Source organism: Mucilaginibacter paludis DSM 18603 (genome assembly GCF_000166195.2).
Taxonomy (GTDB): domain Bacteria; phylum Bacteroidota; class Bacteroidia; order Sphingobacteriales; family Sphingobacteriaceae; genus Mucilaginibacter; species Mucilaginibacter paludis.
The window spans coordinates 3782799-3808174 of the sequence record NZ_CM001403.1; the positions used below are offsets into that span (position 1 = coordinate 3782799).

29 protein-coding genes and 1 tRNA gene are annotated in these 25376 nt (G+C 43.3%); 13 read left to right on the forward strand and 17 right to left on the reverse strand.

What is annotated here, in order from left to right:
- Positions 1-76: 76 nt before the first annotated feature.
- On the reverse strand, positions 77-604 hold the full coding sequence (locus MUCPA_RS16135; protein ID WP_083839348.1) for a DUF4844 domain-containing protein: 528 nt from the start codon (positions 602-604) through the stop codon (positions 77-79).
- Complete coding sequence (locus tag MUCPA_RS16140) at positions 535-1158, reverse strand: DNA-3-methyladenine glycosylase family protein (RefSeq protein WP_008507814.1); 624 nt, start codon at positions 1156-1158, stop codon at positions 535-537. The genes MUCPA_RS16135 and MUCPA_RS16140 overlap by 70 nt, the downstream gene beginning before the upstream one ends.
- Before the next feature lie 36 nt (positions 1159-1194).
- Between MUCPA_RS16140 and MUCPA_RS16145 the strand changes: the two genes are divergently transcribed.
- On the forward strand, positions 1195-2865 hold the full coding sequence (locus MUCPA_RS16145) for a MutS-related protein (RefSeq protein WP_008507816.1): 1671 nt from the start codon (positions 1195-1197) through the stop codon (positions 2863-2865).
- Between the two features lie 48 nt (positions 2866-2913).
- Here the strand turns inward: MUCPA_RS16145 and MUCPA_RS16150 are convergent, their stop codons facing one another.
- Together MUCPA_RS16150 and MUCPA_RS16155 are read right to left on the reverse strand one after the other, a co-directional pair.
- Positions 2914-3237, reverse strand: coding sequence for a DUF5615 family PIN-like protein (locus MUCPA_RS16150; protein WP_008507817.1), 324 nt, complete (start codon positions 3235-3237; stop codon positions 2914-2916).
- The gene (locus MUCPA_RS16155; RefSeq protein ID WP_008507818.1) at positions 3221-3463 is read right to left on the reverse strand and encodes a DUF433 domain-containing protein; all 243 of its coding nucleotides are present in this window, start codon (positions 3461-3463) and stop codon (positions 3221-3223) included. Before MUCPA_RS16155 ends, MUCPA_RS16150 begins: the two co-directional genes overlap by 17 nt.
- A gap of 124 nt (positions 3464-3587) precedes the next feature.
- Here MUCPA_RS16155 and MUCPA_RS39260 point away from each other — a divergent pair, with 124 nt between their 5' ends.
- Positions 3588-3716, forward strand: coding sequence for a hypothetical protein (locus MUCPA_RS39260; protein ID WP_008507819.1), 129 nt, complete (start codon positions 3588-3590; stop codon positions 3714-3716).
- A gap of 82 nt (positions 3717-3798) precedes the next feature.
- Here MUCPA_RS39260 and MUCPA_RS16160 read toward each other — a convergent pair whose 3' ends face one another.
- A complete protein-coding gene (locus MUCPA_RS16160) occupies positions 3799-4185 on the reverse strand; it encodes a helix-turn-helix domain-containing protein (protein WP_008507820.1) in 387 nt (128 codons plus the stop codon).
- A gap of 81 nt (positions 4186-4266) precedes the next feature.
- Between MUCPA_RS16160 and MUCPA_RS16165 the strand changes: the two genes are divergently transcribed.
- The 3 genes from MUCPA_RS16165 to MUCPA_RS16175 are packed head-to-tail and all read left to right on the forward strand — an operon-like array spanning position 4267 to position 7803.
- Complete coding sequence (locus MUCPA_RS16165) at positions 4267-5547, forward strand: replication-associated recombination protein A (protein WP_008507821.1); 1281 nt, start codon at positions 4267-4269, stop codon at positions 5545-5547.
- Positions 5548-5601: 54 nt separating this feature from the next.
- Positions 5602-7074: a DUF5687 family protein gene (locus tag MUCPA_RS16170; RefSeq protein WP_008507822.1), complete on the forward strand. Its 1473-nt coding sequence runs from the start codon at positions 5602-5604 to the stop codon at positions 7072-7074.
- The gene (locus MUCPA_RS16175; RefSeq protein WP_157543922.1) at positions 7075-7803 is read left to right on the forward strand and encodes an ABC transporter ATP-binding protein; all 729 of its coding nucleotides are present in this window, start codon (positions 7075-7077) and stop codon (positions 7801-7803) included.
- A 52-nt stretch (positions 7804-7855) separates the two neighbouring features.
- Here MUCPA_RS16175 and MUCPA_RS16180 read toward each other — a convergent pair whose 3' ends face one another.
- From MUCPA_RS16180 to hpt, 3 genes are read right to left on the reverse strand one after another with little or no spacing between them, the layout of a single operon-like run.
- Positions 7856-8329, reverse strand: a complete 474-nt coding sequence (locus tag MUCPA_RS16180) for a hypothetical protein (protein ID WP_008507824.1) — start codon at positions 8327-8329, stop codon at positions 7856-7858.
- 11 nt (positions 8330-8340) lie between these two features.
- Entirely contained in the window at positions 8341-8886 is a 546-nt protein-coding gene (locus MUCPA_RS16185; protein ID WP_008507825.1) for a pyridoxamine 5'-phosphate oxidase family protein, read from the reverse strand.
- Between the two features lie 44 nt (positions 8887-8930).
- A complete protein-coding gene (gene hpt, locus MUCPA_RS16190) occupies positions 8931-9488 on the reverse strand; it encodes a hypoxanthine phosphoribosyltransferase (RefSeq protein ID WP_008507826.1) in 558 nt (185 codons plus the stop codon).
- A 74-nt stretch (positions 9489-9562) separates the two neighbouring features.
- On the opposite strand from hpt, the gene MUCPA_RS16195 reads away from it, so the two are divergent.
- Both MUCPA_RS16195 and MUCPA_RS16200 read left to right on the forward strand, forming a co-directional pair.
- Entirely contained in the window at positions 9563-10792 is a 1230-nt protein-coding gene (locus tag MUCPA_RS16195; RefSeq protein ID WP_008507827.1) for a M16 family metallopeptidase, read from the forward strand.
- A gap of 619 nt (positions 10793-11411) precedes the next feature.
- Positions 11412-11485, forward strand: a tRNA-Pro gene (locus MUCPA_RS16200).
- 163 nt (positions 11486-11648) lie between these two features.
- Here the strand turns inward: MUCPA_RS16200 and MUCPA_RS16205 are convergent.
- The 6 genes from MUCPA_RS16205 to MUCPA_RS38290 all read right to left on the reverse strand — a co-directional run bounded on the left by MUCPA_RS16205 (position 11649) and on the right by MUCPA_RS38290 (position 15604).
- Positions 11649-12407 carry a metallophosphoesterase gene (locus MUCPA_RS16205; RefSeq protein WP_008507830.1) on the reverse strand — a complete coding sequence of 253 codons (759 nt, stop codon included), beginning with the start codon at positions 12405-12407 and terminating at the stop codon, positions 11649-11651.
- 330 nt (positions 12408-12737) lie between these two features.
- On the reverse strand, positions 12738-12878 hold the full coding sequence (locus MUCPA_RS37775; RefSeq protein ID WP_008507831.1) for a hypothetical protein: 141 nt from the start codon (positions 12876-12878) through the stop codon (positions 12738-12740).
- 10 nt (positions 12879-12888) lie between these two features.
- Positions 12889-13263: a hypothetical protein gene (locus tag MUCPA_RS16215; RefSeq protein WP_008507832.1), complete on the reverse strand. Its 375-nt coding sequence runs from the start codon at positions 13261-13263 to the stop codon at positions 12889-12891.
- Positions 13264-13312: 49 nt separating this feature from the next.
- Positions 13313-14380: a DUF932 domain-containing protein gene (locus MUCPA_RS16220; RefSeq protein ID WP_008507833.1), complete on the reverse strand. Its 1068-nt coding sequence runs from the start codon at positions 14378-14380 to the stop codon at positions 13313-13315.
- 63 nt (positions 14381-14443) lie between these two features.
- A complete protein-coding gene (locus tag MUCPA_RS16225) occupies positions 14444-14896 on the reverse strand; it encodes a single-stranded DNA-binding protein (protein ID WP_217220501.1) in 453 nt (150 codons plus the stop codon).
- 513 nt (positions 14897-15409) lie between these two features.
- Positions 15410-15604: a hypothetical protein gene (locus MUCPA_RS38290; protein WP_169316181.1), complete on the reverse strand. Its 195-nt coding sequence runs from the start codon at positions 15602-15604 to the stop codon at positions 15410-15412.
- A 643-nt stretch (positions 15605-16247) separates the two neighbouring features.
- On the opposite strand from MUCPA_RS38290, the gene MUCPA_RS39570 reads away from it, so the two are divergent.
- The 6 genes from MUCPA_RS39570 (at position 16248) to MUCPA_RS16255 (ending at position 21381) form a co-directional block, all read left to right on the forward strand.
- Positions 16248-16478, forward strand: a complete 231-nt coding sequence (locus MUCPA_RS39570; protein WP_050982119.1) for a reverse transcriptase N-terminal domain-containing protein — start codon at positions 16248-16250, stop codon at positions 16476-16478.
- Positions 16479-16505: 27 nt separating this feature from the next.
- Positions 16506-16667, forward strand: coding sequence for a hypothetical protein (locus tag MUCPA_RS37785; RefSeq protein ID WP_157543923.1), 162 nt, complete (start codon positions 16506-16508; stop codon positions 16665-16667).
- Between the two features lie 395 nt (positions 16668-17062).
- Positions 17063-17974, forward strand: coding sequence for an SGNH/GDSL hydrolase family protein (locus MUCPA_RS16245; RefSeq protein ID WP_008507836.1), 912 nt, complete (start codon positions 17063-17065; stop codon positions 17972-17974).
- Between the two features lie 21 nt (positions 17975-17995).
- Positions 17996-18139 (forward strand): hypothetical protein, encoded by a 144-nt coding sequence (locus MUCPA_RS37790; protein ID WP_157543924.1) that lies wholly within the window; start codon positions 17996-17998, stop codon positions 18137-18139.
- A gap of 4 nt (positions 18140-18143) precedes the next feature.
- Complete coding sequence (locus MUCPA_RS16250; RefSeq protein WP_040626038.1) at positions 18144-19742, forward strand: glucuronyl esterase domain-containing protein; 1599 nt, start codon at positions 18144-18146, stop codon at positions 19740-19742.
- A gap of 19 nt (positions 19743-19761) precedes the next feature.
- Positions 19762-21381, forward strand: a complete 1620-nt coding sequence (locus MUCPA_RS16255; RefSeq protein WP_008507838.1) for a GH35 family beta-galactosidase — start codon at positions 19762-19764, stop codon at positions 21379-21381.
- Positions 21382-22041: 660 nt separating this feature from the next.
- On the opposite strand, the gene MUCPA_RS16260 is transcribed toward MUCPA_RS16255, so the two are convergent.
- From MUCPA_RS16260 to MUCPA_RS16270, 3 genes are read right to left on the reverse strand one after another with little or no spacing between them, the layout of a single operon-like run.
- Positions 22042-22767: a basic secretory protein-like protein gene (locus MUCPA_RS16260; RefSeq protein WP_008507839.1), complete on the reverse strand. Its 726-nt coding sequence runs from the start codon at positions 22765-22767 to the stop codon at positions 22042-22044.
- Position 22768: 1 nt separating this feature from the next.
- Positions 22769-23902, reverse strand: coding sequence for a TlpA disulfide reductase family protein (locus MUCPA_RS16265; RefSeq protein ID WP_008507841.1), 1134 nt, complete (start codon positions 23900-23902; stop codon positions 22769-22771).
- A gap of 51 nt (positions 23903-23953) precedes the next feature.
- Positions 23954-25372 (reverse strand): RagB/SusD family nutrient uptake outer membrane protein, encoded by a 1419-nt coding sequence (locus tag MUCPA_RS16270; RefSeq protein ID WP_008507843.1) that lies wholly within the window; start codon positions 25370-25372, stop codon positions 23954-23956.
- Positions 25373-25376: the final 4 nt, after the last annotated feature.

The following is a 25376-nucleotide window of genomic DNA, read 5'->3' on the forward strand; positions in this document are numbered from 1 at the left end:
GTTGATATTTTTAAATGAGGAAATGTGCTTTGCATTTTTCCTCATTTAATTTACCATTTTGCACATTGATGGCAGTTTATTTTTTCTTACTTGGGTCAAAGCAGTACATCCAATTGTTGAGTTGTCCGTTTGAGCTTTTAAGGCCTACACAGTCCATTAATTCCTCAAAATAATGGCATATCCTTTCCCTGTCTTCAGTATCGAGTTCAAGATATAATCTGTCGAATCTGGCTAAGCCAGTGGCAATGTTACTCTGGAATTTTTCTTCCGTAGGATGGTTGCCTGTTGTATGTAGAAAATCCTTGGCCGCCTCATTGATCAAACCCGTTAACTCTGGTTTTAGCTTCGGGTTCCCTAATCCGTTATATAGCGTGGCGGGTTCTTCATTAAATTTTGACTTCGCAATAAACTTATCAAGCTTCTGTTTAGCGTTTGCATTAACTTTCATTGGTGAGTTAATTTGGTTGCAAGCTATCATAAAAATCGCAATCAACAATGGGCTTAGTAACTTCATATCTCTGTTTAAAGGTAAATTTATTTTTTTCGGCTCTCCAAATAAAAATGCCATAATAGCATGGTGGCAATGGTTTGGTTTGGTTTCCATTGCCTGGCTATAGCTAAAACCTCTTCCCGGGTTGCTAAGGGGATATTTTTAACCTTTTTTAAGGCGTTTACCGCCGCCAGGTCGCCGATGGGAAATACATCACCATGATGAACAATAAATATCAGGTAGATATCTACCGTCCAGTTGCCTATGCCTTTAATGGAGGTCAGCTTTTGGCGGATGTGCTCGTCGGGCATTAATTCTAATTCTTCGAGCGATAGGTTGCCGTTCAATATGTTTTCGGCGAGGTGGCGTATGTAAACGGTTTTTTGCCGGCTAAAGTAACAGGCTTTGAGCTCTTCATCGGTCAATAACATCACCCGCGCCGGAGTGATCTCCTGTATCTTTTCCTTCAGCTTATTTAATGTTGCAAGAGCTGAAGCCAATGATACCTGCTGCTCCAGGATAATATGCACCAGCGACTCGAATGTATTAGGGCGCGACCAGAATGGCGGGTAGCCGTATTGCCGGATGATGGCGTATAAGTCCGCATCCTGGGCGGCAAGCCTGTCGCAAAGCTGGTGATAGTTATCCCGGTTAAACTGGCTAAACATGGGGTTAAATTAATTAAATAATTATACTTTTAGTTGATGATAGTTGTGCTCGTATTAATCGTTTTAATTTTATCGCTTTACCTGTACTCCGGGTACAGGGCTATTGGTAAGCGGCAGGCCTTAACGGAGGATATCAACGAAGCCTGGGCCAAGCCCCTTGATAACTACCGTGATATTAACCTGATAGCATCCTATCATCATTATTTAAAAACCGAAAGCGCGGTATCCGATTCAATCGCGGCTGATATCGACCTGGAAAGTGTTTTTTATTATGCCGACAGAACAAGCTCTAAAATCGGTCAGCAATGTTTATATCATCAATTGCGCTCGCCGGAAACCGATGCTGAAAATCTGCAAAAGCTGGACCAGTTGACTGAGCAGTTAACCGCAGATGAAGAAACACGCACAGCGATACAACTGGAACTATCCAGATTAAATCATAAAAATGCCTATTACCTGCACGAGCTTTTTAATGGCAGGCATATTCCATTTTACAGCGCTTTACTGATCCAGTACATTCGCTTTGCCTGGTTCCTGTGGATCGTGACCCTGGTTTTAACTATCATTACGCACGCTCAATTGCTTTTTTTATTGGCGTTGGGTTTAACCTTGTTTAATTTCTATCTGCATTACAGCAACAAAAAAAATATACTGAGCTATGTGCATTCGCTGCCGCAGCTTTATGTGTTAATTCAAGTTGCGAAAAATATGACCCAAAGGGTTGAGTTTGCCGGTAACGAAGCCATTCCACAACATTTACAAAAGCTGAATAGCCTGAAAAGGTCGCTCCGCTTTGTGAACTTTGAAGACCGTGTAGCCAGTAACGACCCTACCGATTTAATTTATGCGTTTTGGGAGCTTTTTAAAACTACCTTGCTTATTGAGCCGGCCATGTTTATTGCGTCTATTGATAAAGTAGCCGCAGGCCGAGAGGATATTGAAGCGTTGTTTAAATATATCGGCCAAATTGATATGGCAATCTCCGTACAATCGTTCAGGCTCAGCTTACCTTATTACAGCAAGCCCGATTTTATAAGCGATTATCATACGTTGAGTGTTACCGATTTATACCATCCGCTGGTTGAGCATTGTGTACCGAATAGCCTGGTTACGCTGGATAGCCAGGGTGTGTTGGTTACGGGCTCCAACATGTCGGGCAAAACCACGTTTATCCGGGCAATGGCTGTTAACGCGCTGCTTTCGCAAACTTTATTTACATCGTGCACACGTAAATACCAGGCTCCGTTTGTGCAGCTTTTTACCAGTATCCGCATCAACGATGATATGGAAGAGCATAAAAGTTATTTCCAGGCCGAGGCCTTATCTGTGCTCAACATCATGACCCAGAGCAAGTCCCGGCCAGTTAAAAGTTTGGTAATTATCGACGAGATTTTCCGCGGAACCAATACCATAGAGCGGGTGGCGGGCGCCAAAGCAATATTATCGTATTTTACAGCTAACCAAAGTTTTGTTTTTGTTTCCACTCACGATTTGGAATTGGCCGAATTATTGGGAACCGAATATGCTGTTTATTGCTTTGAAGAAAAGGTGGCGGATACGCGCTTGGTTTTTGATTATAAAATAAAGCCAGGCATCCTGAAACACAAAAACGCCATTGCTATTATGGCCGGTTTAGGCTATCCCGAATCGGTTATTGCGGATGCTTACGCGATGAGCGAACAGTTGCGTGAGAAGTATAAGTTATAGGTTGATTAGAATTATACAAGTGCGAAATGTGGTTTCCGGACAAACAGTTTATATATTAACTATAGTGCCCCCAGGTTGAAGTGTGCCATTCAAAACTGCGATTATTTGAGGAACTAATTGAGATAGGGTTAAGTAGGTATTATCCCTGGCATTTAAAACTAAAACAGGTAAGGGATATTTTTGAAAGTTTTGCTGATATTGAATATTCTTATCAAATGTTAATAACACATCAAATTCATCTTTTTGCATTAACTTCAATAATTCGCCGTTTTTTATACCGTTCCAACCCAGATCCCGAACGGTATAAACTTCGTGTGGTGTTAAGTCAGCTTTCAATCTTTTAGGAAGATTCTCATCAAGCAACAGCTTCATATAGTTTTTCAATATTGCTCGACATCAGTATGGTATTGGCTATTTCAAGTATGGCAATGGCCTGCTCCTTTTTTACCGAAGGAAAATCCTCCAAAAACTCATCCAGCGTAATCCCGTTTTCGAGATGATCGATTAATGATTCTACCGGTACCCGTGTTCCTTTAAAAACAGGTTTTCCAAATAGAATATCCTGATCAATGGTGATAAACTCTTTAACTGCTATCATAACTCTAAAATACTAAAAATTAACCAATTCAAAATAGTATCACAGAAATTCATAGCTTATTAATGGAACATCTTTTACCAACAAAATCAGGATTTAAGTTTTAGATTTTCCTAAATTTACTTTTATGAGCACGCTACCACCATTGGCCGAACGTATGCGCCCAGAAAATCTGGACGAGTATATTGGGCAAAAGCATTTGGTAGGGCTGGCAGCGGTATCGCAAAACTCAATAGAACCAGGTTCGTTACCATAGCTTTAAGTATTGGTGATTTGTACCGTCAGCGGGTTGAGTATTGCGGGAGAAGTATAAGTTGTAGGTAGATTAGCTTACTCGATCAAATATGCTCCAAAATAAATCGAGGATCGATATTTAACTTATTATAAAGAGCCTTTAAGAAAAAAATATCCGGCTGCCGCTTGCCTGTAAGTATTTGGGATAATTTCGGCTTTCCAATACCCAATTTATCGGCCAACTTGGCCTGTGAAAGTTTATTTTCATACATAAACAGTTCAACAATTTCAGTTAGCGACTGGGGTTGTTGAACTGGTTTAAGCTTCAGTATCTCGTCCTCGTAACGTTCAGCGGCAACAGTCATTTCCTTTAGTTTTTCCACATCTGCTTCCGTCAAATGATCTTCGCCTTGATTCATTAAATCATAAATGGCTCTCATTGTTTTGTAATAGTTTTTATCTGTTATGGTTAACTTTTCTTTTCTCATCATTGAAACAAAAACTATATAGGCAAAACATCTTTTGCTAACAAAATTAGGATTTAAGTTTCAGATTTTCCTAAATTTACTTTTATGAGTACGCTACCACCATTGGCCGAACGTATGCGCCCAAAAAATCTGGACGAATATGTTGGGCAAAAGCATTTAGTAGGGCCGGGGGCTGTATTGCGCAAGGCGATAGAATCGGGTTCGTTACCGTCCATGATTTTCTGGGGGCCGCCTGGTGTTGGTAAAACTACGCTGGCTTATATTATCTCTCAATCGTTAGACAGGCCTTTTTTCTCCCTGAGCGCCATTAACTCGGGCGTGAAGGATGTTCGCGAAGTAATTGAAAAAGCATCCCTGTTAAAGCAGCAAGACGCTACCTTGCCTGTGTTGTTTATTGATGAAATTCATCGCTTCTCTAAATCACAACAGGATTCCTTATTGGGGGCAGTGGAGCGGGGTATAGTTACCTTAATTGGCGCTACTACCGAAAATCCTTCCTTCGAGGTAATCTCGGCTTTGCTTTCCCGCTGCCAGGTTTATATTTTAAAACCTTTGAGCGAGGACGACTTGATTCACCTGCTACAAACGTCGCAGCAGCAAGACGAAGTTTTAAAGAAGCGGAACATTACTATTGAAGACTATGAGGCGCTGATACGCTTATCAGGTGGAGATGCACGCAAGCTGCTCAATATTTTTGAATTGCTGATCAACTCGCTGGATGGAGAAAGCATCACCATTACCAACGAACTTGTATTGGAGCATGTGCAGCAAAACCTGGCGCTGTATGATAAGGCAGGCGAGCAGCATTATGATATTATATCGGCCTTTATTAAATCCATGCGGGGGACCGATCCCAACGGCGCCGTATACTGGCTGGCCCGGATGATAGTTGGCGGCGAGGACCCTTTGTTTATTGCCCGGCGGATGCTCATTTTAGCTTCGGAAGATATTGGCAATGCCAACCCCAACGCTTTGCTTTTGGCGCAAAGCTGTTTTAACGCGGTAAACGTGATCGGTATGCCCGAGTCGCAGCTGATCCTGTCGCAAACGGCTATTTATTTGGCAACTTCAGCTAAAAGCAATTCAGCCACCACGGCCATCGGTGCGGCAATAGCCATGGTGCGCGAAACCGGCGACCTGCCCGTACCCTTACATTTACGTAATGCCCCAACCAAGCTGATGAAAAATATTGGCTATGGCAAAAATTACAAATACGCGCACAGTTTTGAAGGTAATTTTGCCGACCAGGATTTTTTGCCCGAAGCTATCCGCGGAACAAAGTTATACCAGCCCGGTAACAATGCGCGCGAACTCGAATCTAAAGAGAAGCTAAAGAAACTCTGGGGCGACAGGTACAAATACTAAATCGCTCTTTGCAAAGGCATAAATGCACAAAAACTGATTAATTGAACATCCTGAATGACATCAACCTTTATCCGGCACGAATTAAAGGCCTTTTGGCGATCTAAAAATACGGGCAAGGCCGTAGCGGTGCGCATTATTATGGGTATATTAATATTATACCTGTTTTTAAATGTGCTTGTTGTAGCATACCTGATGGATAAGATACTTGACCATGCTTTTCCTGACGAAAGCGTGGTTACTTCATTTTCAGGAATTTTGCTGTATTATTTTTTAATAGACTTGTTATTGCGCTTCCAGTTACAAGAGCTGCCTACGCTCCGCGTGCAACCGTATTTGCATCTACCTATAAAAAAAAATACGGTGGTGCGTTATTTGTCGTTCGCCTCGCTGCAGTCGTTTTTTAACTTGTGGCCCATCCTGCTTTTTACCCCTATCCTGCTAAAGGTTATCCGCCCCGAACTTGGCTTAACAACAGCACTGGTGTTTTTTGTTGCCATTATGGCTTTAACGGTATTTAATAACTATCTCAGCCTGTATATAAAACGGCGTTCCAATTTAAACGGGTGGGTATCCGTAGGTTTCGCCATAGCTATGGCGCTGATCATGGCCTCCGATTTTACATGGCATATCATTTCCATGCGCCAGCCATCCCAATGGTTTTTTGGGCATCTGCATACGCGCCCCTTATGGTTGCTTTTGCCGGTAGTGCTGGCTGCTGGCATGTATTATATTAACTTTTTATACCTCAAACAAAACCTTTACCTGGAAGAACTGGGATCGCGTAAAACGGCTTACAAAAGCAGTACAGAGATTCCGGTATTAAATCGTTTTGGCAGCGTTGGCGATTTGGTGGGTAATGAGGTTAAACTCATCCTGCGTAACAAGCGCCCCCGGTCGGCCCTGGTGATGACGGTGATGTTCCTGCTGTATGGCTTGTTGTTTTATACCAACAAGCATTATGGTGACGGGTGGAAAGTTTTTTGCGGCATGTTTATGACGGGTATCTTCATTATCAACTACGGGCAGTTTATGTTTGGCTGGCAGGCCGGGCATTTTGATGGCCTGCTGGTAAGCAAAGTTAAGTTTAGCGATTTTTTGAAGGCCAAGTACCTGCTGTTTACCGGCGTATCAACTGTGGCATTTTTATTAACCTTGCCCTATGCCTATTTTGGCTGGCATATTATAGTGGTGCACTTTGTGATGTACATTTGGAATATCGGTGTTAATACATCTGTCGTGTTGTTTTTTGCCAACCGCAATTACAAACGCATCGACTTAACCAAAGGTGCATCCTTTAACTGGGAAGGGGTGGGGGCTACGCAGTTACTGTTAAGTTTGCCGCTGTTTTTGTTGCCGTTTGTATTTTACAGCCCGCTGGCCTGGTTGGGGCATCCTGATGTAGCTCTGGGTTTGCTGGCCGCAATAGGCTTGTTTTGTATACTTACCCGGGGCTATTGGATTGAAAAACTGGAAGCCGATTTTAACGAAAAAAGATATACCATAGCCGAAGGCTTTAGAAATAAATAGATGATGATAGCAATAAAAGACCTTAAAAAAATTTATGCCGGTGTTGTTGTGGTAGATGTGCCGTACCTGGAGATCCATAAGGGCGAGAGCATTGGCCTGGTAGGCAATAACGGCGCCGGTAAAACCACCCTTTTCAGGATGATGCTCGACCTGATCCGCCCTGAAAAAGGAGAGGTGCTTTCTAATGGCGAGAATGTGGCGCATAGCGAAAATTGGAAAAACTACACCGCCTCGTATTTGGATGAGGGCTTTTTAATAGATTACCTTACACCCGAAGAATACTTTTATTTTATAGGCGGGCTGCACCAGCAGGGCCGCGCACAGGTAGACGAATTTTTAGCAGGCTTCGGCGATTTTTTTAACGGCGAAATACTTAAACGTGGCAAATACATCCGCGATCTGTCTAAAGGTAATCAGTGTAAGGTTGGTGTTGCCGCGTGCCTGTTACAAAATCCCGAATTGCTGATGCTCGACGAGCCCTTTGCCAATATCGATCCAACTACACAGATCAGGCTAAAAAACCTGATCAAGGAGCTGAATAAATCCCGAGGTATGACAACCATCGTATCCAGCCATGACCTTAACCATGTAACCGATGTTTGCGACCGGATTTTGTTAATGGAAAAAGGAAAAATCATTAAAGACATTGCTACCAACTCATCCACATTAGCCGAACTGGAACAATACTTTTCGGTAGGAATAAGTGCCGCTGGTGAAGATGTGGTTTAACGGGATAAGATAGTGACGGGGGATGCCGGAAATGCCCGATAGCCGATCTCGTTTAGTTTATAGCCGATAAGGAAAGATTGTCTATATCGTTAATCAGCGTAGCTTTCATAAAGGCTATCTTTTTCTCCAAAAGCCCGGCTAACTCCAAAGTGGGCTCTGCGCGGAACGGAAAACAGAATTCGAGGGAACTTCCTGTTTTAATGTTTTTTATCCAGTTTTGAGATAGCCTGATATAATCCTCAACCACTTCTCTGGTAGTTTGCGGCCCCTGGGTATCCAAATACATGGATGGAATATCGCCAACGATTATCCATAAAAGGTTGTCTTCATCGCTTGATAAGTTGTCGATATCAAAAAGAAAAATACAAAATACCCGGCCAATGTTTGTGTATAAAAAGGCGTCTTTTATTTGGTTACACCAATGGAAACTTTTCAGGTAGTTGGTCGCGGTGACATACAAGGTTGTAACTTCTTCATAAAATTCAGTTTTAGGTGATAGATTGTTGCAATTAACAGGATAATGCATTGTGGTAAAGTTTAATACAAAGCTGTAGGTAATCCATCCATACTCAATCTGTTCTTCTCTTCTTTATACTTTTCAAGTCCTTCAGCACCTTTGTTCTCGGCCCATTTAATAGCATGGTCCCTTTCACCCGCGTAGTTATATAAAGGTACGCTAAAACCACACGATGTTTGCACCTGTTCAATATCGGCAACAATAATCTGCCGGGTTGAAAGCAGCAGATCAAAATGTTTGGCTAAAGTGGGCCATTCCTCATCGTGGGGTAATACCGTATAACCTTTGCCGTAAAGCCGAAGGATGAGCGGGGGGCCGTCAAACGCGCAAAACATCAGCGTGATACGGCCATTCTCCAAAATGTGGGCCGAGGTTTCGTTGCCGCTGCCGATGATATCCATGTACATCACCCGGTTGTCTGACAGTACCCGGAAGCAGTCCAATCCCTTTGGCGAAAGATTAACATGCCCATCCGCGCTTAAGGGAGCCGATGCAACAAAAAACATTTTCTGTTTTTCGATAAAGGCTTTATGTTGATTTTGAATGCTGTTAAAAAACTTACTCATAATAAGAGCGTATTAAATCATGAAGTAATCCCCAATCAAACTCATTAAGCTTCGGGCTGAAGACCAATCACCAACTGATAAACATCCTTCAAATTGCGGCCCAGGTCCTGGTAATCCAGGCCGAAGCCAACTACAAATTTATTTTCAATTTCAAAGCCGATATACTTTAGTTCGGGTATTACATGCTCCATGGCCTGTGGTTTGTACAGCAATGAGCAGGTAGTTATCGATGCCGGGTTGCGGGATTTTAGCTTATCAATGAGGTAACGTAAAGTATTGCCGGTATCCACAATATCCTCTACCAAAATAACATCCCGGTCGGTAATATCTACATTTAAATCAAACTCATCGGTAATGGTTCGGCTGGTCTCCAGTCCGCCGTGGTATGATGAAAGCTTCATAAAGGCAACCTCGCACTGTATGGTTACGTTTTTTAACAGCTCGGCAATAAACATAAAGCTGCCATTAAGCACGCCGATAAAAACAGGCAGCCTGCCCCGGTATTCTTCGGTTAACTGCTCGCCTATTTGCATAGCCCGTTTCTCAATGGACTCGTATACAATCATTTTCTCAAATTCAAGGTCGGCTATCTGGATTTTCATCAGGCTAAATTAACAATTACCTTGTTGCATTGCCAAAAAACTAAAGCGGGAATATTCATTATCTTTGCTGCTTAATGGATTATCAGGTTTACACACTGCCTAACGGCATCAGATTATTGCACAAACACGCCGTATCAACAATTGCGCATTGCTGTTTTTTGGTTAACGCCGGTGCCCGCGACGAGGAAGCAGGGAAGGACGGGCTGGCTCATTTTATAGAGCACTTGCTTTTTAAGGCCACTGAGCGGCGCAATACCAACCAGATTTTAAATCACCTGGAGTTAGTTGGAGCCGATTTAAACGCTTATACCACCAAAGAATATACGTGCATCCATGCGTCGTTTTTGAAAGAACACCTGGAGCGGGCCATCGACCTCACCGAAGATCTGGTTTTTCATTCCACCTTCCCCGAAGAAGAACTGGTGAAAGAGAAGAGTGTGATACTGGACGAGATTGCATCCTACCTTGACCAGCCGGATGAGGCTATTCAGGACGATTTTGAGGATGTTTTATTTAAAGGACACCCGCTGGGCCGCAATATTTTAGGCACTGTAGAATCGGTAAATCAGCTTAATAAAAAAGACATCAGCCATTTTATTGCTCAGAATTACAACACGCATCAAATGGTGTTTGCCGTATTGGGCGAATATGATTTTAAAAAATTAGTTAAGCTTGCCGAAAGATATTTTGGCGATATTAAAGCCAATACTGCTGTTAAAAACCGGATCAAGCCTATTGTTAAGCCGGGGGAATTGGTTAAGCTATCCCGGCCTATTTCGCAAACTCATGGGGTTATCGGCAGCCAGGCTTATGCTTCATCAAACCCTCAAAAAAACGGACTGCTGCTGCTCAATAATATTTTGGGGGGTATTGGTATGAGTTCCAGGCTAAATTTGCAGATCCGCGAAAAGTACGGCATTGCCTATAGCATCGAATCAAACTATATGGCATTTTCGGACACTGGATTATTTACCATTTACTTTGGCACAGATAGCGAAAAAGCCGAACGGGCCATACGGCTGATCCATAAAGAGCTAAAAAAATTGCGTGAAGAAAAGCTGGGCGTCTTGCAACTGCAACAAGCCAAAAGAAAATTTATAGGGCAGATTGCCCTGGGCGAGGAAAACAAAATAGGCCTTATTATAGCGATGGCCAAAAGTTTGCTCGACTTTGACAGGATAGATACCCTTGAAGAGATATTCGCCAAGATAAATGCCGCAACAGCCGAAGAAATGCTGGCCATTAGCAACGAGATTTTTGATCCCGCGGTGTTAACAACCTTGCTTTTTGAACCTAACGATTAAAATCTTTGCCAGATCAAGATAACTATATTAAGGCTCTCTTCAGGTAGAGGCGGCTGTGGCACAAAAAATTATAAATAAGTAATCGTGTTGCCGATAATAACAGACGTTAATTAGAGCTCCCAGATACCGGGGCTGGAATTCTGCCGGTGATATTTTGCATAAAAGATTTTTTGGAAAATAGCTTACGTTTTACGGTGCCCGTCAAAGACGGCCTGATCGGGCTATTCAGTTTGCCATGTTTATAATCCCAGATAAATATTTTTCCTTTGATGGTTAATTTATAACCTTTGGTTATACCCTCTTCGGTATGGTTGACACCAGCCCCATTTGTTCCAATTTTTTACATACTAATTTAAGCCTGTTGAATCGGATTGTTCCCTTTTGCATCTGCTTTAAAGCATTGTAAGTACCTTGATTGTTCATATCGCACACCATTATTATGCGGTTTAACAACCCGATTTAAATTAAATTTTACTTTTTTTGCGTTTATCTTAATGGAATGGCGAATTTGGTGCTTTTATTGAAAAAAATAAACTCACGGAATGATTGATTTTGAATTATTAATGTATCACTTATATTTGCACCCTGATTTGTTACCTGTAGATTAACAAATCATCTTCGGGATGTAGCGTAGCCCGGTATCGCGCCAGCATGGGGTGCTGGAGGTCGGAAGTTCGAATCTTCTCATCCCGACTTGAAAATCAAGGACTTATGATTGAAAAATCTGAGTCCTTTTTTATTGGGTCTAACATAGGTCTAACAGTTTGCGTGTGTTTTAGTACGTTTTTTTATTGCTAAAGAAAATCACATTAAGTTATTTTGTGCTATTGAAGATAGTGGCAGGAACAAATTCTTGCTATAATTCGATAAACTTAGCATTACTATAGTTTAGATTTTCATTGTGTTGAACGTAGCCAAGTTGATTTGTCAGCATTTTGGTATGGCCTATTTTAAATTCTGGAATATTCCGGTGATGATGCCCATAGACCCAATAATCCGGCGTGGTATCCAAAATCAAATAATCCAGCACGGTTGCAAAAGCTTCGTTTAAATAATCACTTTTATATTCGGGCGGATAGTGTTTAAAAGTAGGAACGTGATGTGTGATAACAACTTTTTTGCCATTTATTTCTTTTTCTAAAGCATCGCGCAGAAAATCGACACATTTTGCGTGAAAGTCATTATAATCAGGAATTTGAAAGCGCTTTCCGTTGTAACTGATTTGATAGAAATCATTTAAGCCCCTTTCTATTCGCCAGCCATTTAAAAGACTGATTGACGACCACAAGGTGGAAAATAGTAGCTGATGTGTACCAAAATTTTTAACAACATTATTGACCAGGGACACATTGTCTCTGATCTTTTCTTCAAATGAACCTGACCGGTTTGAAATATCGCTTTGATAGTACTCGTGATTACCCGGTATCCAATAGGTTTCCCTGAAATGATCGCTAACGTAATTAAAGAAGTCTTTTTGATAGTCTATCCGATTAAACAAAGTAATGTCACCTGCTAATATCAAAATCTCTCCGACGGGTTGAATTGGGTGTGCTTTTATATAAGCTTCATTTTGGGGAAACTCTAAATGTAGGTCGGAGCAGTATTGTAGAATCATATCGGTCCAAAATTAGAAAAATGGGTTTTAAAACCATTATGGGGATCGATTATTTGACCTGACTTTTTAAAAACGACTTATTTATATCTATTTTAAATTGGAACGATATTAAAATAAATTGACACAAAATTTACCATTACAATAATTGTAGCTGATGTTTTTTAGCCGGATTTATTATATTTGCAATATTATTTGCTGCCCGCAAGATAGCAAACTTTATAAAGTTTGCTTTGGGCCTTACAGAAAAGACCGGCTGTGATAGTGTTGGAACCTTGTCTTCTGTATTGTTTCGTTGACCTAATTCCGAAGCAATTTTTTCAATATTTTGCCTCAATTAACCCCTTTATTTTGTTGAACGGCTTCCCACCAATTATCCTCTACATTGATATATAAATGGTCTATCAGCACCTTATCCCTGATCTTGCTTTCCAGTTCGCTGAATACATACAGTTCAACTTGTATCGTTTTCATAGCCGGGTAATTAAGTGAATAAGAGATTGACCGCATGTTCCATTTTGGGGTCGGCGTACCTGCCTGTACCGACATAGTTATGCAGGCAATGAATAGCGAACACGCACATATAGCCACCGAATAAAACTTCGCTGAAAACCTTACGGACATTCGTGAGTTCCTCCCGGTGCTTTTCGATCAGTTCCCCTGTTCCCCGGGCGAGGTCAAACCAAAAGTCAAAGGCCAGTAATTGGTCTTTCCAGTTTTTTCGCATCGCTTCCTGTTCATCGTAAATGGTTTGGGCGACTTCGGCCATATAGGTTAAAAATCCGGGTACCTCATTTGCCATTAAACCGTGCAATAGCCTTGCTTTCTGCACGTTGTCCATCAGTTCCAATGGTTTCATTTTGTTGCTGTCTTTAAAATGAGGGGTATTGCTCCCCCCTTATCAATGATTAATTCAGTTTCAGGGCATCCGCTCCGTGACTAGCGAAGTTTTTGCAAAGGTCAAAAGCCACCTGCGCCCTTTGTTTGGCCGTTCCGTCCATGATGGATTTGAATTTGGCCTCCTCGTCCTTAAAGCCACGGACATTTTGAAAATAGCCTGTCACGGCGTTATAGGCTCCAAATACCGTCCCTGCGGTTGTCTCGGTCTGCTGTGTCGGGTTGCCCAAAGCATAGGCCTCCACGCTTTCCACGATGTTCTTAAAGGTGCTTGACAAATCGTCCGTTTTGCCCCCGGCTAAGTTTTTAAGGACTTCCTTGTTGGGAGACATCGCCACCTGTATCAATTTTTTAACTTCCTTATCGGTGATGCGTACGGTCGCCCAATGGTTGAATAGTTCTTCCAGTTCCGCACCCAACGAATTGGTGATGCCCATTAAGGTATGCGCCTGTTTCAATCGGTCGTTGGCACTGGCGGTATGTCGTATCTTGATCGCCCCGCTGTGGTTCTTTAAAGCGGCGTTCAAAGTATTGTTGCATACGATGCGGATAGGCGTAAAAGCTGCGGTAATACTTCCAAAACCATCATGCGAAGTGGTCAGGAATAGGTACTGCTCTATCATATCCTGCTTGCCAACTTTGATATAACCCGGCAGTTTAGCGGTAATAAAAATGCGTTCACCATTACCCAACGCCCCGGCAGTCTCGTATAAAATACCATCACCACCACCCACGATGGCATCAAAAAAAGTAAAGGCCTCGGCATTCTGCACGACTTTGTAGTCCTTGCCTACCACGCCCAAAACGGCATCGTTATCATTTCGGACGGTCGCAAAAAAAGCCGGAACACTGATTTTCGCCGGTTCTATCCCTGCGGTTAACTCCGCTAAATCATTGCTGATGCCATTGGTGAACAACGGGCGTTTCTCCACGAAGTAATCTAAACCCGCAAACTGAATGGCTTGTGCGGAGGTTGGGTATTGTTCCACGACTTGCCCTAAACCGTGCCATGCCTTTTCCTTTACGCTGAAAAAACTATGCTGATTGGTTTGGTCGTTGAAATTGAGGTTATGTGCCATGACTGTAATTTTTTAATTTGAAATGAATTGCATTGAAAAAGTGATAAGGTTCAGGCAGGTGGTTTAAAACGGCAGGTCGTCATCCTCTCCCGGTTTGCCGTCCACCACAAGGGTCATGGTCTGCACGGGTTCAGTGTCCGCTCTTTGTGTGCCCTGTTTCCCGGCATGCCCCAATAATTTCAGGTTCAGCACGGTTAAGGTCAGGTTAGCGATGGCGTCACCGTCCCGGTTGATCCACGCCCTCGCACCTATCCGGCCATACAGTTCCACGACTGTTCCCTTGGTCAGGTATTCGGCCACCCCGGCATTAAGCCACCACGCACAATCTACGAACGTGGTTTCCCTTTTCAACTCGCCGTCCTTTTTGTAGGTACGGTTGACGGCAATGGTAAAATTGGTTACCGTTTTGCCACCCTTAACTTCTCGGACCTCGGCCTTGCCTGTCAAAACTCCTGTGCTTGTGATTTCCATCTTTTTCTTTATTAATGAGTTAAAAATTATTTCGTACCTCCTCAACCGAAACTCTTCCAAGGATTTTTTTTGAAAGACGATGGGTTAAAAAGGTAGCCAATGGAAGTGGGGCGGATCTCAGGGTGCAAAAGGAAGCGGAATAAGTGCCAAAGGCCGTAGCGGGTTGAGGAACGATCCCCAGGCGGAGTTATGCCGAACACTTTTTCAGCCTGTGTGGTCTTCAGGCATCAGGCCCAACTTCGCGTCCTTTTTAACCCTCGTCTTGAAAAAATGCAGGAAGAATTTTAATATTTTTTCGATGCGCGGCGGGATAACGTCGCTGGAAATTGTTCAGCACTCATAATTTTTGCGGAAGATTCTTAATTTAATATCATAAACTATCCGCCATGCCTGAACTGACAAGAGCAACCGTATTGCGTTACCAAAGAAGATTTTAGCAGTAACTGGAAAATTATGCCGCAGTACGGAAAAAGCGTATCATAGATGGAGGAGAAACGCCGCAGCTCGCGAGCCTGCTTATTGAAAAATTCGGCTATGGCATCGCTTGAGCCGATCATGTTATGGAAATCGGAAGTCATGAATTTTATCACCGTGTGGATCAGCTTGTGGAAGAGAACAATCCCCGGGCAAGAAAAACACGGCAACAAAGGTGAGCGCAAAACCAGCCGGACTTGAATTGAACATGTAGCCATGACCATCAGGGATAGCACCGGCATGTGTGACTTGTTGTCCTTGAGTTAAGTAAGCGGACATTACAAATGTTCTTTTGTAATAACTGATTATCTGATGAATGGATACACCATTCTCTCTATTTGAACAGATGAAAACACCTTCCTAATTGATTCAGGTGCCATCTGCATGAGTACAGCAGGGAAGAAAGCAAGTAAGAATTGAATATAACATTCAATCCTTTCTAAGTATTTTGGTATGCGTAGGTAACGAACCTATGTTTGAATCACCATCGCGATCAACAAGTCTACTCAGATTATTCAACTACGGTTGTAAGGCTTGCCACAAAAGGGTATGGTGACAGTCTTGGTGGTAATGTCGCCCATCAATCGTTCAAAAGAAATTAATACGTTGAATAGTAGGAAGTTAAAACTTATTGAATTAAAACCGTACAAGTAATCGGAATAAGGTAATGTTATAAAGGCTATGAAATCGCCGTGGTAAGCCATCCTTATGCCTTAGCGAAAAAAGATTGGGAAAAAAGCAAATGCCTTTGGGAAAGCCAAAGGATAAGCAGACTTACCCGCGACGTTAATGATAAGTTTAGTAAGTAGCCGTTTAAGACGGCCAACGCGGCAATACGACCGATGTATCAATGGAACACAATTAACTGGACGAGAAGTCAGCGTAATGTTTTCAAGCTGCATAAACGAATTTACAGGAATGCATGTGCGGAACTATAATATCTACGCGCAAATTACAAAAACTGTTATCGAAATCTAATGCCGCCAAGCTATTGGCGGTTAGGAAACTAACGCAGGACGATCAAAGGAAGAAAACAGCGGGGGTTGATGGTGCAAGAAAACTAACTCCGGCGCAACGGATGAAACTTAGCAACAAAGACTTATTGAAGGTAAAGGTAAAACCAACTCACCGAATATGGATTCCGAAACAGTAATGAAATACGCCCTTTGGGCATACCGTTATGAAAGACCGTGCTGCACAGGCGTTGGATAAATTAGCCCTTGAACCCGAATGGGAAGAGAGGTTTGAACCCAATGGCTATGGGTTAGGGGACTGGGGATCAGTCGATAATGCTACTGAAGCGATCTTTTATCAATCAAAGGTAAGCCTAAGTATATATTAGATGCCGATATCGAGAAATGCGTTGATGAAATCAGTGATGAAAACTTTTAACAAAGTTAAATACCAATCCCAGCCTAAGAAGATTGATTAGGGCTTCGTTAAAACTTCCATTATAAAATGAAAGCTTTTGATATAAGTCTGTGGATCAGTTATCGTATACTCACTTTAGATTATCGGTTCTAAACACTCTTAGACTACTATTTCACATGGCGGAAATTTAAAATAAAAAAGACCTGATGAGCTGGTGCCAACTGGCGATCCGCAGCTATCCTTTACGCCAATCATTTCTAACTTCTAAATTCATGTTAATCAAACAATTAAAAGTTTATGATTTTTTGCATTCACCGATTGTTTGCCTGATATTTATATAATACGGTTAATCCGTCATAAACCAACATGGTGTATAAATTTTGCGCTAAGTTAATTTGCTTTCTACTGCTTGCAGGCATAAGTAATGCCCAGACTATCCTTAACGGTGATGATCCTCACATTCATTGTATGGGCCGTGTACAACTTAAAGACGGTAAGGCCCAATTGCAATGTTCAGGCACATCGGCCAAATCTAATTTCAATAGCACCAGCGTCAAAGTTTTGCTGAACGATGAAAAAGGCGGCAACTTTTTTAATGTTATAGTCGATGATAAGGTAACTAAGATCATCCTGCTGGATAAATCTGGGAGGCAATATGTTTTAGCGGAAAACCTTCCCGCAGGAAACCACTCGGTTGAATTATTTAAACGTACCGAAGCCGAAAATGGCAAGACCTGTTTTAACAGGTTTGTGCTGAATACGGGTGCAAAACTGCTGGCTGCCCCGTTGACAAAAAAACGTAGAATGGAAATGTATGGCAACTCCATTACATGCGGCCTCGCGATAGCTGATACGGTGAAAGGAGGGAACGGCGATGAAAACAACTATCTTTCTTATGGTGGGTTGACAGCCAAGCATTTTGACGAGAAGTATTCTTGCATTGCACGTATCGGAATAAGTATTGTGGTGAGCTGGTTCGCGGGAATTATCGCTGATATATATGACAGGCTGGATGAAACGGACCCAAATAGTAAATGGGATTTTTCTAAATATGCGCTCGATATTGTTATCACTGACCTCGGCCAAAATGATTTATGGATAGTGAAGCAGCCCGCTAACGAGCAGTATCAAGCATGGTTTGGCGCTACCGGGGCTACCGTGGATGTAATCGTTAACGGTTATGTTGGTTTTATAAATACTATCCGGAGCAGGTATCCTAAGGCTAAAATGATTGTAGGCTTAGGCAGCATGGATGCATCTAAAGAGGGATCTCTATGACCAGGCTATGTGGCAAACACGGTGAAAAAGATAAAAAGCAAAGATGGATATTCGCTGATCTTTCCCTACAATACAAGCACCAGCCCCTTTGAACACTCAAGTGTTGCCGAGCATAAAAAAATGGCCGACCAACTCATTGCATTTATTGACCAAAATACGAAGTAGTAATATGAAGATGTATTTTTATTTATGCCTGCTGACCGTTGCTCAAGCATCAGCCCAGCAGGTTATCGTGCCTGCCGGAAATTATCCGCCGCCGGTTATATTTACGCAAGAGCAGGATAAACAAAACATGATGGATCAGCTCGGCATTAAGGCTTTGCGTCCGGGACCGAGCGGGGACGAAAAAGCGCCTAATCATGCCAATACAGATGAAGCATTGGCTAACCCGTACCCTAACCTTCCGGACCCGTTGGTGCTAAAGAACGGCAAAAAAGTGACTACGCCTGCCATGTGGTTCAACCAGCGCCGGCCTGAAATCGTAGAAGACTTTGAACGCGAAATGTATGGCCGTGTACCTAAAAGCACGCCCAAAGTCACCTGGACGGTTAAAACCATAGACCATGAAATGGTGGGGCGTGCGCCGGTTACTGTCAAAGAACTGGTCGCGCACGTGGACAATACTGAATATCCCCTGATAAACGTCAATATTACCATGACATTGGTCATGCCGGCCAACGCTAAAGGCCCCGTGCCGCTTTTAATGATGTTCAGTCCGGGCCGTTTCCCGGCACCATCACAGCCCAACCGCGACCAGGTGATAAAGATTAATGAAGCCTTAAAAGCAGTACTATTAAAAACCGACCCGTCTTTAAAGGCGGTGTTTGAAGAACACCCTTTGTACAATCCGTATACCGTGCCCGATCCTCCTAACCCCTTCGCCTTTGCGCGGCAGCCGGCACCTAAGATCAGCCCAAATATCCCAGGTGTGGCCGGGGAAAATTATGACCAGCCTTCGACTGATCAGCTGATCGCTGATGGATGGGGTTACGCGCAAATCAATCCAAAAAGTATACAGGCAGATAATGGCGCGGAGACAACCCGGGGTATTATTGGATTAGTTAACAAAGGCCAGCCCCGAAAACCCGATGACTGGGGCGCATTGCGCGCCTGGGGATGGGGTGCCGGCCGTGGACTGGATTATTTGGAAACCAACGAACCTATGGTCGATGCCAAGCACGTGGGTATCGAGGGCGTTTCGCGTTATGGTAAAGCCGCATTGGTAACCATGGCTTATGACCAGCGTTTTTATATGGTACTGGTTGGTTCATCCGGCGAGGGCGGCGCGAAACTTAGCCGCCGCAACTGGGGCGAAATGGTAGAAAGCCTTAGCGGTGGCGCGCATTACTGGATGGCAGGTAATTTTATGAAATATGCGGCGGCAGAATCTAAATTTGGCAGTATGAATCCAGGTGATCTACCGGTTGACGCCCATGAATTGATCGCCCTTTGTGCGCCTCGCCTTACTTTTATCAGTTACGGTATCCCTGGAAAAGGCGATGCGCACTGGCTTGACCACCAGGGCAGCTATATGGCAACGGTCGCTGCGGGATCTGTATTTAAGCTGTTAGGCGTAAAAGATATAGGTGTATCAAACGACTACCATACCGAAAAAATGCCGCCGGTAAATACAGGCTTGCTTGACGGACAGTTAGCCTGGCGCCAGCACGACCAGGGGCATGAGGATCATGCCAATATGAAATATTTTATTGCTTGGGCAGATAAAAACATGAACCGCACGTCCGTAGCAGCCAATACTGCCCGCTAATGAATTTACGTCTTCCATTATGATTAGAATTAGATCTTTAATAGTAGTGGCTGCCGTTTGCTGCCTGTTTAATGCAAATGCGCAAACACCTGATATGCCGAGGCTGGTAAAAAAGGGCAATTATTTTCAGCTGTTGGTTGATCATAAACCCTACCTTATTTTGGGTGGTGAGTTGGGCAATTCAAGCGCATCGAGCAAAACTTATATGAAACCCATATGGGCTAAGCTGAAAAAGATGAATTTAAACACCGTTATCGTCCCGGTTTATTGGGAACTGATGGAGCCGGAGGAAGGAAAGTTTAATTTCACACTGGTTGATTACCATATCAAAGCTGCCCGCGAAAACCATTTGAAACTGGTACTACTCTGGTTTGGTTCCTGGAAAAACAGTATGTCGTGTTATGCTCCCAGGTGGGTTAAAACTAACGAAGCCCGTTTTCCAAGAACAAAAGATAAAATAGGCAAACCGCAGGAGATACTGACGCCTTTCAACAAAGACAATCTCAAAGCAGATAAAAGCGCTTTTGTTAAACTGATGCAGCATTTAAAAAAAACGGATGTACAACATACCGTTATCGCAGTTCAGGTCGAAAATGAAATAGGGATGTTACCGAATGCGCGCAGTTATGACGATGCCGCTAACCGTTCTTTTCAGCAAGCGGTACCTGCACAGTTTATGAACTATCTTCAAAAAAACAAGGAGATATTACTGCCCGAAATTAAAGCTATCTGGCAACGAAATGGCTATAAAACGGCAGGCAATTGGGAAGATATATTTGGCAAAGGGCTGGTTACGGATGAAATATTTACAGCATGGTATTTTGCTGTTTATGTCAATGAGATTACATCGGCGGGTAAGGCTCAATATCATTTGCCTATGTACTTAAATGCCGCGCTTAACCGACCCAATGTTGACCCGGGTGCGTATCCAAGCGGCGGCCCCCTCCCGCATATCATGGATATCTGGAAAGCAGGCGCACCGGCTATTGATATATTAGCGCCCGACTTTTATTTTCCCAATTTCCAGCATTGGGCAGACCTGTACACCCGTACCGCCAACCCTTTATTTATCCCCGAAATAAAATTTGAAAGAGGCGATGATGCAAAAGCGTTTTTCGCGTTTGGAAATTATAATTGCCTTTCATTTTCTCCTTTTTCTATTGAATCTACCGAAACGCCGCAAAAAGAGCCGATTGGCAAAGCCTACCACATCTTAGGACAATTAACCCCGTTGATTGCAAAATACGCCCCAATGGGCACCGTAAAAGGCTTCTTGTTTGATAAAGATTCGGTTACAAAAAAGGTTAAACTGGGCAACTATCTACTGACGATTAAGCATGAGTATGCGCTGGGCTGGTCGCCAGGGTCTAAGGACGATACCTGGCCGCAAACCGGGGGCATCATCATTTGCGTTGCGCCGGATGAATTTTATGTTGCCGGGACAGGCATCGTAGTTACTTATGAGCCGTTGGGTAATAGTAAAAAAGCCGGGTTATTAAGTGTAGATGAAGGGCATTTTAAACTTAGCAAATGGATCCCGGGCAGAATAATGAATGGCGATCAGGATCACCAGGGAAGGCATGTCCGGATACCTGTTTATGAGTATAACATCCAGCATGTAAAAGCATATACCTATTGATTAAATTACGTTCCAGCCTAGTTCTATAGTGAGAGACCTGCGAAGCACATAGTTCTGGAACAGCCCGCCTTTTAACCGTTCGGGGTATCATTTGGTAATTTACGTTAAGCTTGTCATCTAATGTTATGGCACAAAGCAATGATAGTGGTTCGTCGGGGATTCCGACGAGAATCGAGCCTAATCGGCAACTATCATATTTTCAGCGCATTACAAGCATCGAGTTTCCTTACTCCATGAGTCGCTCACTGCTTTTGACTACGTTTTAGCTGCAATTGCTATGATATAAAGATACCAATTGGGACGTGTTTCCTAAAATATTCATATTAAACCCAAGTATTTGCGGCAAAAAAGTTTACTATCTGTGCAAAACCGTCGAAGAATAGCCCAACATTCGTAACCATATGACTTTCAGCTGCTTGTCGATAAGTGTCGTTGTTTTGCTATTTTTATATCTGGTTGATTTTAAAATATTTACTAAATGTTGATTTATACTTTTTAATCAGATGCCAGCCTTTCGCCTTTTACGGATAGGACCATTTGTACTGCAGAAAGGAGTAATCTCTACAGCATCAATCCTGATAAATGTGAAATTAGGCAGCAGGGTGATAGTTTAAAGTAAAGTGAATTGGTTTACCGCACACCTGCTGCTTAATTTAGATACTACTGGGTTTTAAGCATGGGGTTGGCTGCGTAAGCAGTCCAGAGTTCATCAAGTTTGCTGCCGGTGAGCTTCTGCCATATAGCGGGTTGATAATTACCTTGCCGCAATGCTTCATCCAGCTTTTTTACGATGTTCTTGTTTTTGTATTGCTCTACCCACACCAGGAAGCGCGCCGCCACCCTGTAGGAGTTTTTATAACTTTGTCCGTTTTGGAAGGCCGGCAAAGCCCATCCGGATTTTGAATTGTTTACACCAAATGTATAACGGGCGTAATCGGCAATGCCATCGGTAAGCCAGTTATCAGGTACATTGTAGGTGTAACCCTGCACAATATGCATCAACTCATGCGTGAACACGTCAATATCTTCGGGATTTTTAGTTAGCCAATCCTGATCAATTTTAACCACACCGTTCAGCGTGGCCGCTACACCTTTATAGTCGTTACCAATTAAGATTGTTACGGTGCGCAAAGCTTTTTTATTGTATCGTTTAACTTCCCGAGGGTAGATCTGCCAAAATGCATTTTTTATACGCTGTAAGGTTTCGGCTGAGAACAGTGAATCTTTATTGATCGTGATCAATGTAAAGCCGTTCTTACTGTTCTGGCTGCGCGTGTGGAAGCCGGAGGTATCAATATCCTGCCATTGGCGTTTGTTTTGCGCGTTAACGCGGATGGCTGCCGTTAATAGAAATATAGCCGGAATAATTTTGAAAACGATTTTCATATTAGCGGATAAATTTAGCCAGCGTAATTTCCAGTGCATCGCCGCGCAGGTTTTTGGCGATTATTTTTCCGGATGGATCAATCAGAAAATTTTGAGGGATGGCCTGAACGCCGTAAAGCCTGGCAGCGGCGTTGTTCCAATAGTTAAGGTCAGACACCTGCGTCCATGGCAATCCGTCTTGTTTTATCGCGGCAAGCCAGGCATTTTTTTTCCCCGGCTGGTCAAGTGATATGCCCAATACGGTGAAATTTTTATCCTTATATTTGTTATAGACCTTTAGTACGTTAGGGTTTTCCGCACGGCAGGGGCCGCACCAGGATGCCCAAAAATCAAGTAATACATATTTACCTCTAAAATCGGTCAGGCTTACGTTGTTACCATTTACATCAGGCTCGGTAAATACCGGGGCAAGGGCGCCTATACCTGTAGAGCCGTTGTCGTACAATATCTCCGCGAGTTTTTTTCCTTTCGGCATATTGCGTAAGCTTACATCCAGTTTTTTAAATAAAGGCTCAATCAGCGTAATGTTCGGGTTTTTACCGGCAAGTTCACTTAACGCTTCCAAACTTAAAAATGACGATGGGTTTTGCCGGATATAAATGTATTTAAGCGAGTCGGACACCTTAACGGCCTGCTTTAATTTAGCCGTCATCTCAGCCATAAATTGACTGCCCTTTTTCTTTTCCGCTCCTGCTGCTGTAAAGGCTGCGTTTACTTCCTTTGATGTTTTTTCTACAGGGGCTAATACGGTTGCCCGGTAGCGCAGGTATTGTTTGTTTATTTCTGAACCGCTGATAACTGCATTTTTTACAGAATCGGTACCATTCACCGCAATATTACCCTGATCAACGTATAGCAGTAAGGCATCATTGGTTTTACTCCATTTAGGGCTATTACCAACAAGCAGCTGAGCCTTAAACGGCTCGGCAGTTTGGCTTTTAAATTTAACGTCGCCGTTTTTAAATACAGCCGAATCAATCACCCGGCTGTCGGTCCAGCCATATTGTGTAATCAGGTAAGCTTTGGCCGGCACTTTTAAGCCATTCAACTTGATGTTTATTTGGCAGGGCCGGGTTTGTGCAAGGCTGCAGATGCATAACATCATAACCAGGCCGGTAACAATATATTTTTTCATTATTCAATTATTAATCCAGGTGTGCTGTTGGGCACACCTGGTCTGTATTAATCAGTAACCCGGAGTTTGTACCATGTTAGGGTTATAGCTCATTTCGGTTAAAGGGATTGGCCAGAATTGCTTGTAGCTTGCCCACACGCCGCTACCCTTCAGCGCCAGCATAGTGGCATCAAGCGTGCCGGTGCGGCGCAGGTCAAAAAAGCGGTTGCCCATTTCGGTAAATAACTCCACGCGGCGCTCTTGCGCAACGGCAGTAAGTAAATCCGTTTGCATACCTGCGGTAGTGTTAGGCAGCCCGGCCCGGGTTCTTACTACATTGATATCCGCCTGGGCTCCGGTTATGTTTTTCAGCTGAGCGCGTGCCTCTGCACGGATCAGGTACATCTCGGCCAGCCTTAATATCACGGAGCGTTCGTTACCTATCACATTCGATTTGTACTTATTCGGGAAGTAGTAGGTAGCGTTAGGTGTGATGCCGGTATAGGTTGTTGATCTTACCCAATTGGTATAGCGCGCATCATTAGCCTCAAAACTCAGCCGCAATGAATTGGTTAGCTGCCCGAATACGTTCAGCTTAACGGGATCGGTAGCCGTTATCGCCGGCATGGCATTGTTGTATATGGTATATTCGTTGGTCGGAACGTCGTTGGTGGTGGCCATAGCCCATATAGTTTCTGCACTGTTGGTTAAAAATACGCTTGCTGGAGCTACCATTTTAAACAACGTGGTATTGCTGATCACGGAATCGGCCATTGCCGCAGCGTTCGTCCAGTCGCGGGTGGTCAGGTACATTTTGGCCAGCATGGCTTCTGCTGCATAACGGTTAGGCCGCGCCCGGTCTGATGTGGCAGTGCCGTAGCCGTTCATAAAGTCGGTTGGCAATAATGACTTGGCTTTAAGCAAATCTGAAATAATCTGTCCGTAAACCTGGCTTTGCGGTGCCCGCGATAGTTTGGAGGTTACATTAAAATCGGAGGTTAAAGCCAGGGCTGCATCGCCGTAAAGGCTGGTCAAATAATAATAATCAAAGGCACGTAAAAAATAGCATTCGCCCAGCCATTGGTTTTTAAAATAGAGTTTGGAAGGTGTAGTGTTTATACCCTCTATAGCCAAATTCAAAGCGTATATTTTTGAGTAGGTGGGCGACCAATAATTAATATTCGCTGCTAAAATGCTGTTGGCATAAGCTTGCTGAACAGGGGTATTGGATGTTGAGTTTGGCATTACGGCCAGCTCATCAGTATAAAAGCCGGTAAACTGTGCAAAGTTTGACGGGCCGCTGCTGTTCAGAGCGTTTAAGGAGCCTGTTACTATAGACGCCACCGAGTTATCCGAAACATAGGCGTCGGTACCGGCAATGGTACCTGCCGGCAACTCGCTGTTATTTAAATATTTTTGACAGCCTGTGAGCAGCAGCGAAGATGTCAGCACCATTGCCACAGCCTTGATATGTGTATTTTTGATCTTCATTTTT

Bases quoted from the DNA above. Each gene is read 5' to 3' on its own strand.
- MUCPA_RS16160 (WP_008507820.1), bottom strand. From the start codon at position 4,185: ATGATGAGAAAAGAAAAGTTAACCATAACAGATAAAAACTATTACAAA.
- MUCPA_RS16140 (WP_008507814.1), bottom strand. From the start codon at position 1,158: ATGTTTAGCCAGTTTAACCGGGATAACTATCACCAGCTTTGCGACAGG.
- MUCPA_RS39260 (WP_008507819.1), top strand. From the start codon at position 3,588: ATGAGCACGCTACCACCATTGGCCGAACGTATGCGCCCAGAAAATCTG.
- MUCPA_RS16260 (WP_008507839.1), bottom strand. From the start codon at position 22,767: ATGAAAATCGTTTTCAAAATTATTCCGGCTATATTTCTATTAACGGCA.
- MUCPA_RS16180 (WP_008507824.1), bottom strand. From the start codon at position 8,329: ATGCATTATCCTGTTAATTGCAACAATCTATCACCTAAAACTGAATTT.
- MUCPA_RS16205 (WP_008507830.1), bottom strand. From the start codon at position 12,407: ATGATTCTACAATACTGCTCCGACCTACATTTAGAGTTTCCCCAAAAT.
- hpt (WP_008507826.1), bottom strand. From the start codon at position 9,488: ATGAAAATCCAGATAGCCGACCTTGAATTTGAGAAAATGATTGTATAC.
- MUCPA_RS16250 (WP_040626038.1), top strand. From the start codon at position 18,144: ATGAAGATGTATTTTTATTTATGCCTGCTGACCGTTGCTCAAGCATCA.
- MUCPA_RS16175 (WP_157543922.1), top strand. From the start codon at position 7,075: ATGATGATAGCAATAAAAGACCTTAAAAAAATTTATGCCGGTGTTGTT.
- MUCPA_RS16155 (WP_008507818.1), bottom strand. From the start codon at position 3,463: ATGATAGCAGTTAAAGAGTTTATCACCATTGATCAGGATATTCTATTT.
- MUCPA_RS16150 (WP_008507817.1), bottom strand. From the start codon at position 3,237: ATGAAGCTGTTGCTTGATGAGAATCTTCCTAAAAGATTGAAAGCTGAC.
- MUCPA_RS16270 (WP_008507843.1), bottom strand. From the start codon at position 25,372: ATGAAGATCAAAAATACACATATCAAGGCTGTGGCAATGGTGCTGACA.
- MUCPA_RS16215 (WP_008507832.1), bottom strand. From the start codon at position 13,263: ATGAAACCATTGGAACTGATGGACAACGTGCAGAAAGCAAGGCTATTG.
- MUCPA_RS16165 (WP_008507821.1), top strand. From the start codon at position 4,267: ATGAGTACGCTACCACCATTGGCCGAACGTATGCGCCCAAAAAATCTG.
- MUCPA_RS16145 (WP_008507816.1), top strand. From the start codon at position 1,195: ATGATAGTTGTGCTCGTATTAATCGTTTTAATTTTATCGCTTTACCTG.
- MUCPA_RS16220 (WP_008507833.1), bottom strand. From the start codon at position 14,380: ATGGCACATAACCTCAATTTCAACGACCAAACCAATCAGCATAGTTTT.
- MUCPA_RS37775 (WP_008507831.1), bottom strand. From the start codon at position 12,878: ATGAAAACGATACAAGTTGAACTGTATGTATTCAGCGAACTGGAAAGC.
- MUCPA_RS16265 (WP_008507841.1), bottom strand. From the start codon at position 23,902: ATGAAAAAATATATTGTTACCGGCCTGGTTATGATGTTATGCATCTGC.
- MUCPA_RS16255 (WP_008507838.1), top strand. From the start codon at position 19,762: ATGATTAGAATTAGATCTTTAATAGTAGTGGCTGCCGTTTGCTGCCTG.
- MUCPA_RS16170 (WP_008507822.1), top strand. From the start codon at position 5,602: ATGACATCAACCTTTATCCGGCACGAATTAAAGGCCTTTTGGCGATCT.
- MUCPA_RS38290 (WP_169316181.1), bottom strand. From the start codon at position 15,604: ATGTCCGCTTACTTAACTCAAGGACAACAAGTCACACATGCCGGTGCT.
- MUCPA_RS16245 (WP_008507836.1), top strand. From the start codon at position 17,063: ATGGTGTATAAATTTTGCGCTAAGTTAATTTGCTTTCTACTGCTTGCA.
- MUCPA_RS37785 (WP_157543923.1), top strand. From the start codon at position 16,506: ATGAAAGACCGTGCTGCACAGGCGTTGGATAAATTAGCCCTTGAACCC.
- MUCPA_RS16135 (WP_083839348.1), bottom strand. From the start codon at position 604: ATGGAAACCAAACCAAACCATTGCCACCATGCTATTATGGCATTTTTA.
- MUCPA_RS16195 (WP_008507827.1), top strand. From the start codon at position 9,563: ATGGATTATCAGGTTTACACACTGCCTAACGGCATCAGATTATTGCAC.
- MUCPA_RS16185 (WP_008507825.1), bottom strand. From the start codon at position 8,886: ATGAGTAAGTTTTTTAACAGCATTCAAAATCAACATAAAGCCTTTATC.
- MUCPA_RS39570 (WP_050982119.1), top strand. From the start codon at position 16,248: ATGTGCGGAACTATAATATCTACGCGCAAATTACAAAAACTGTTATCG.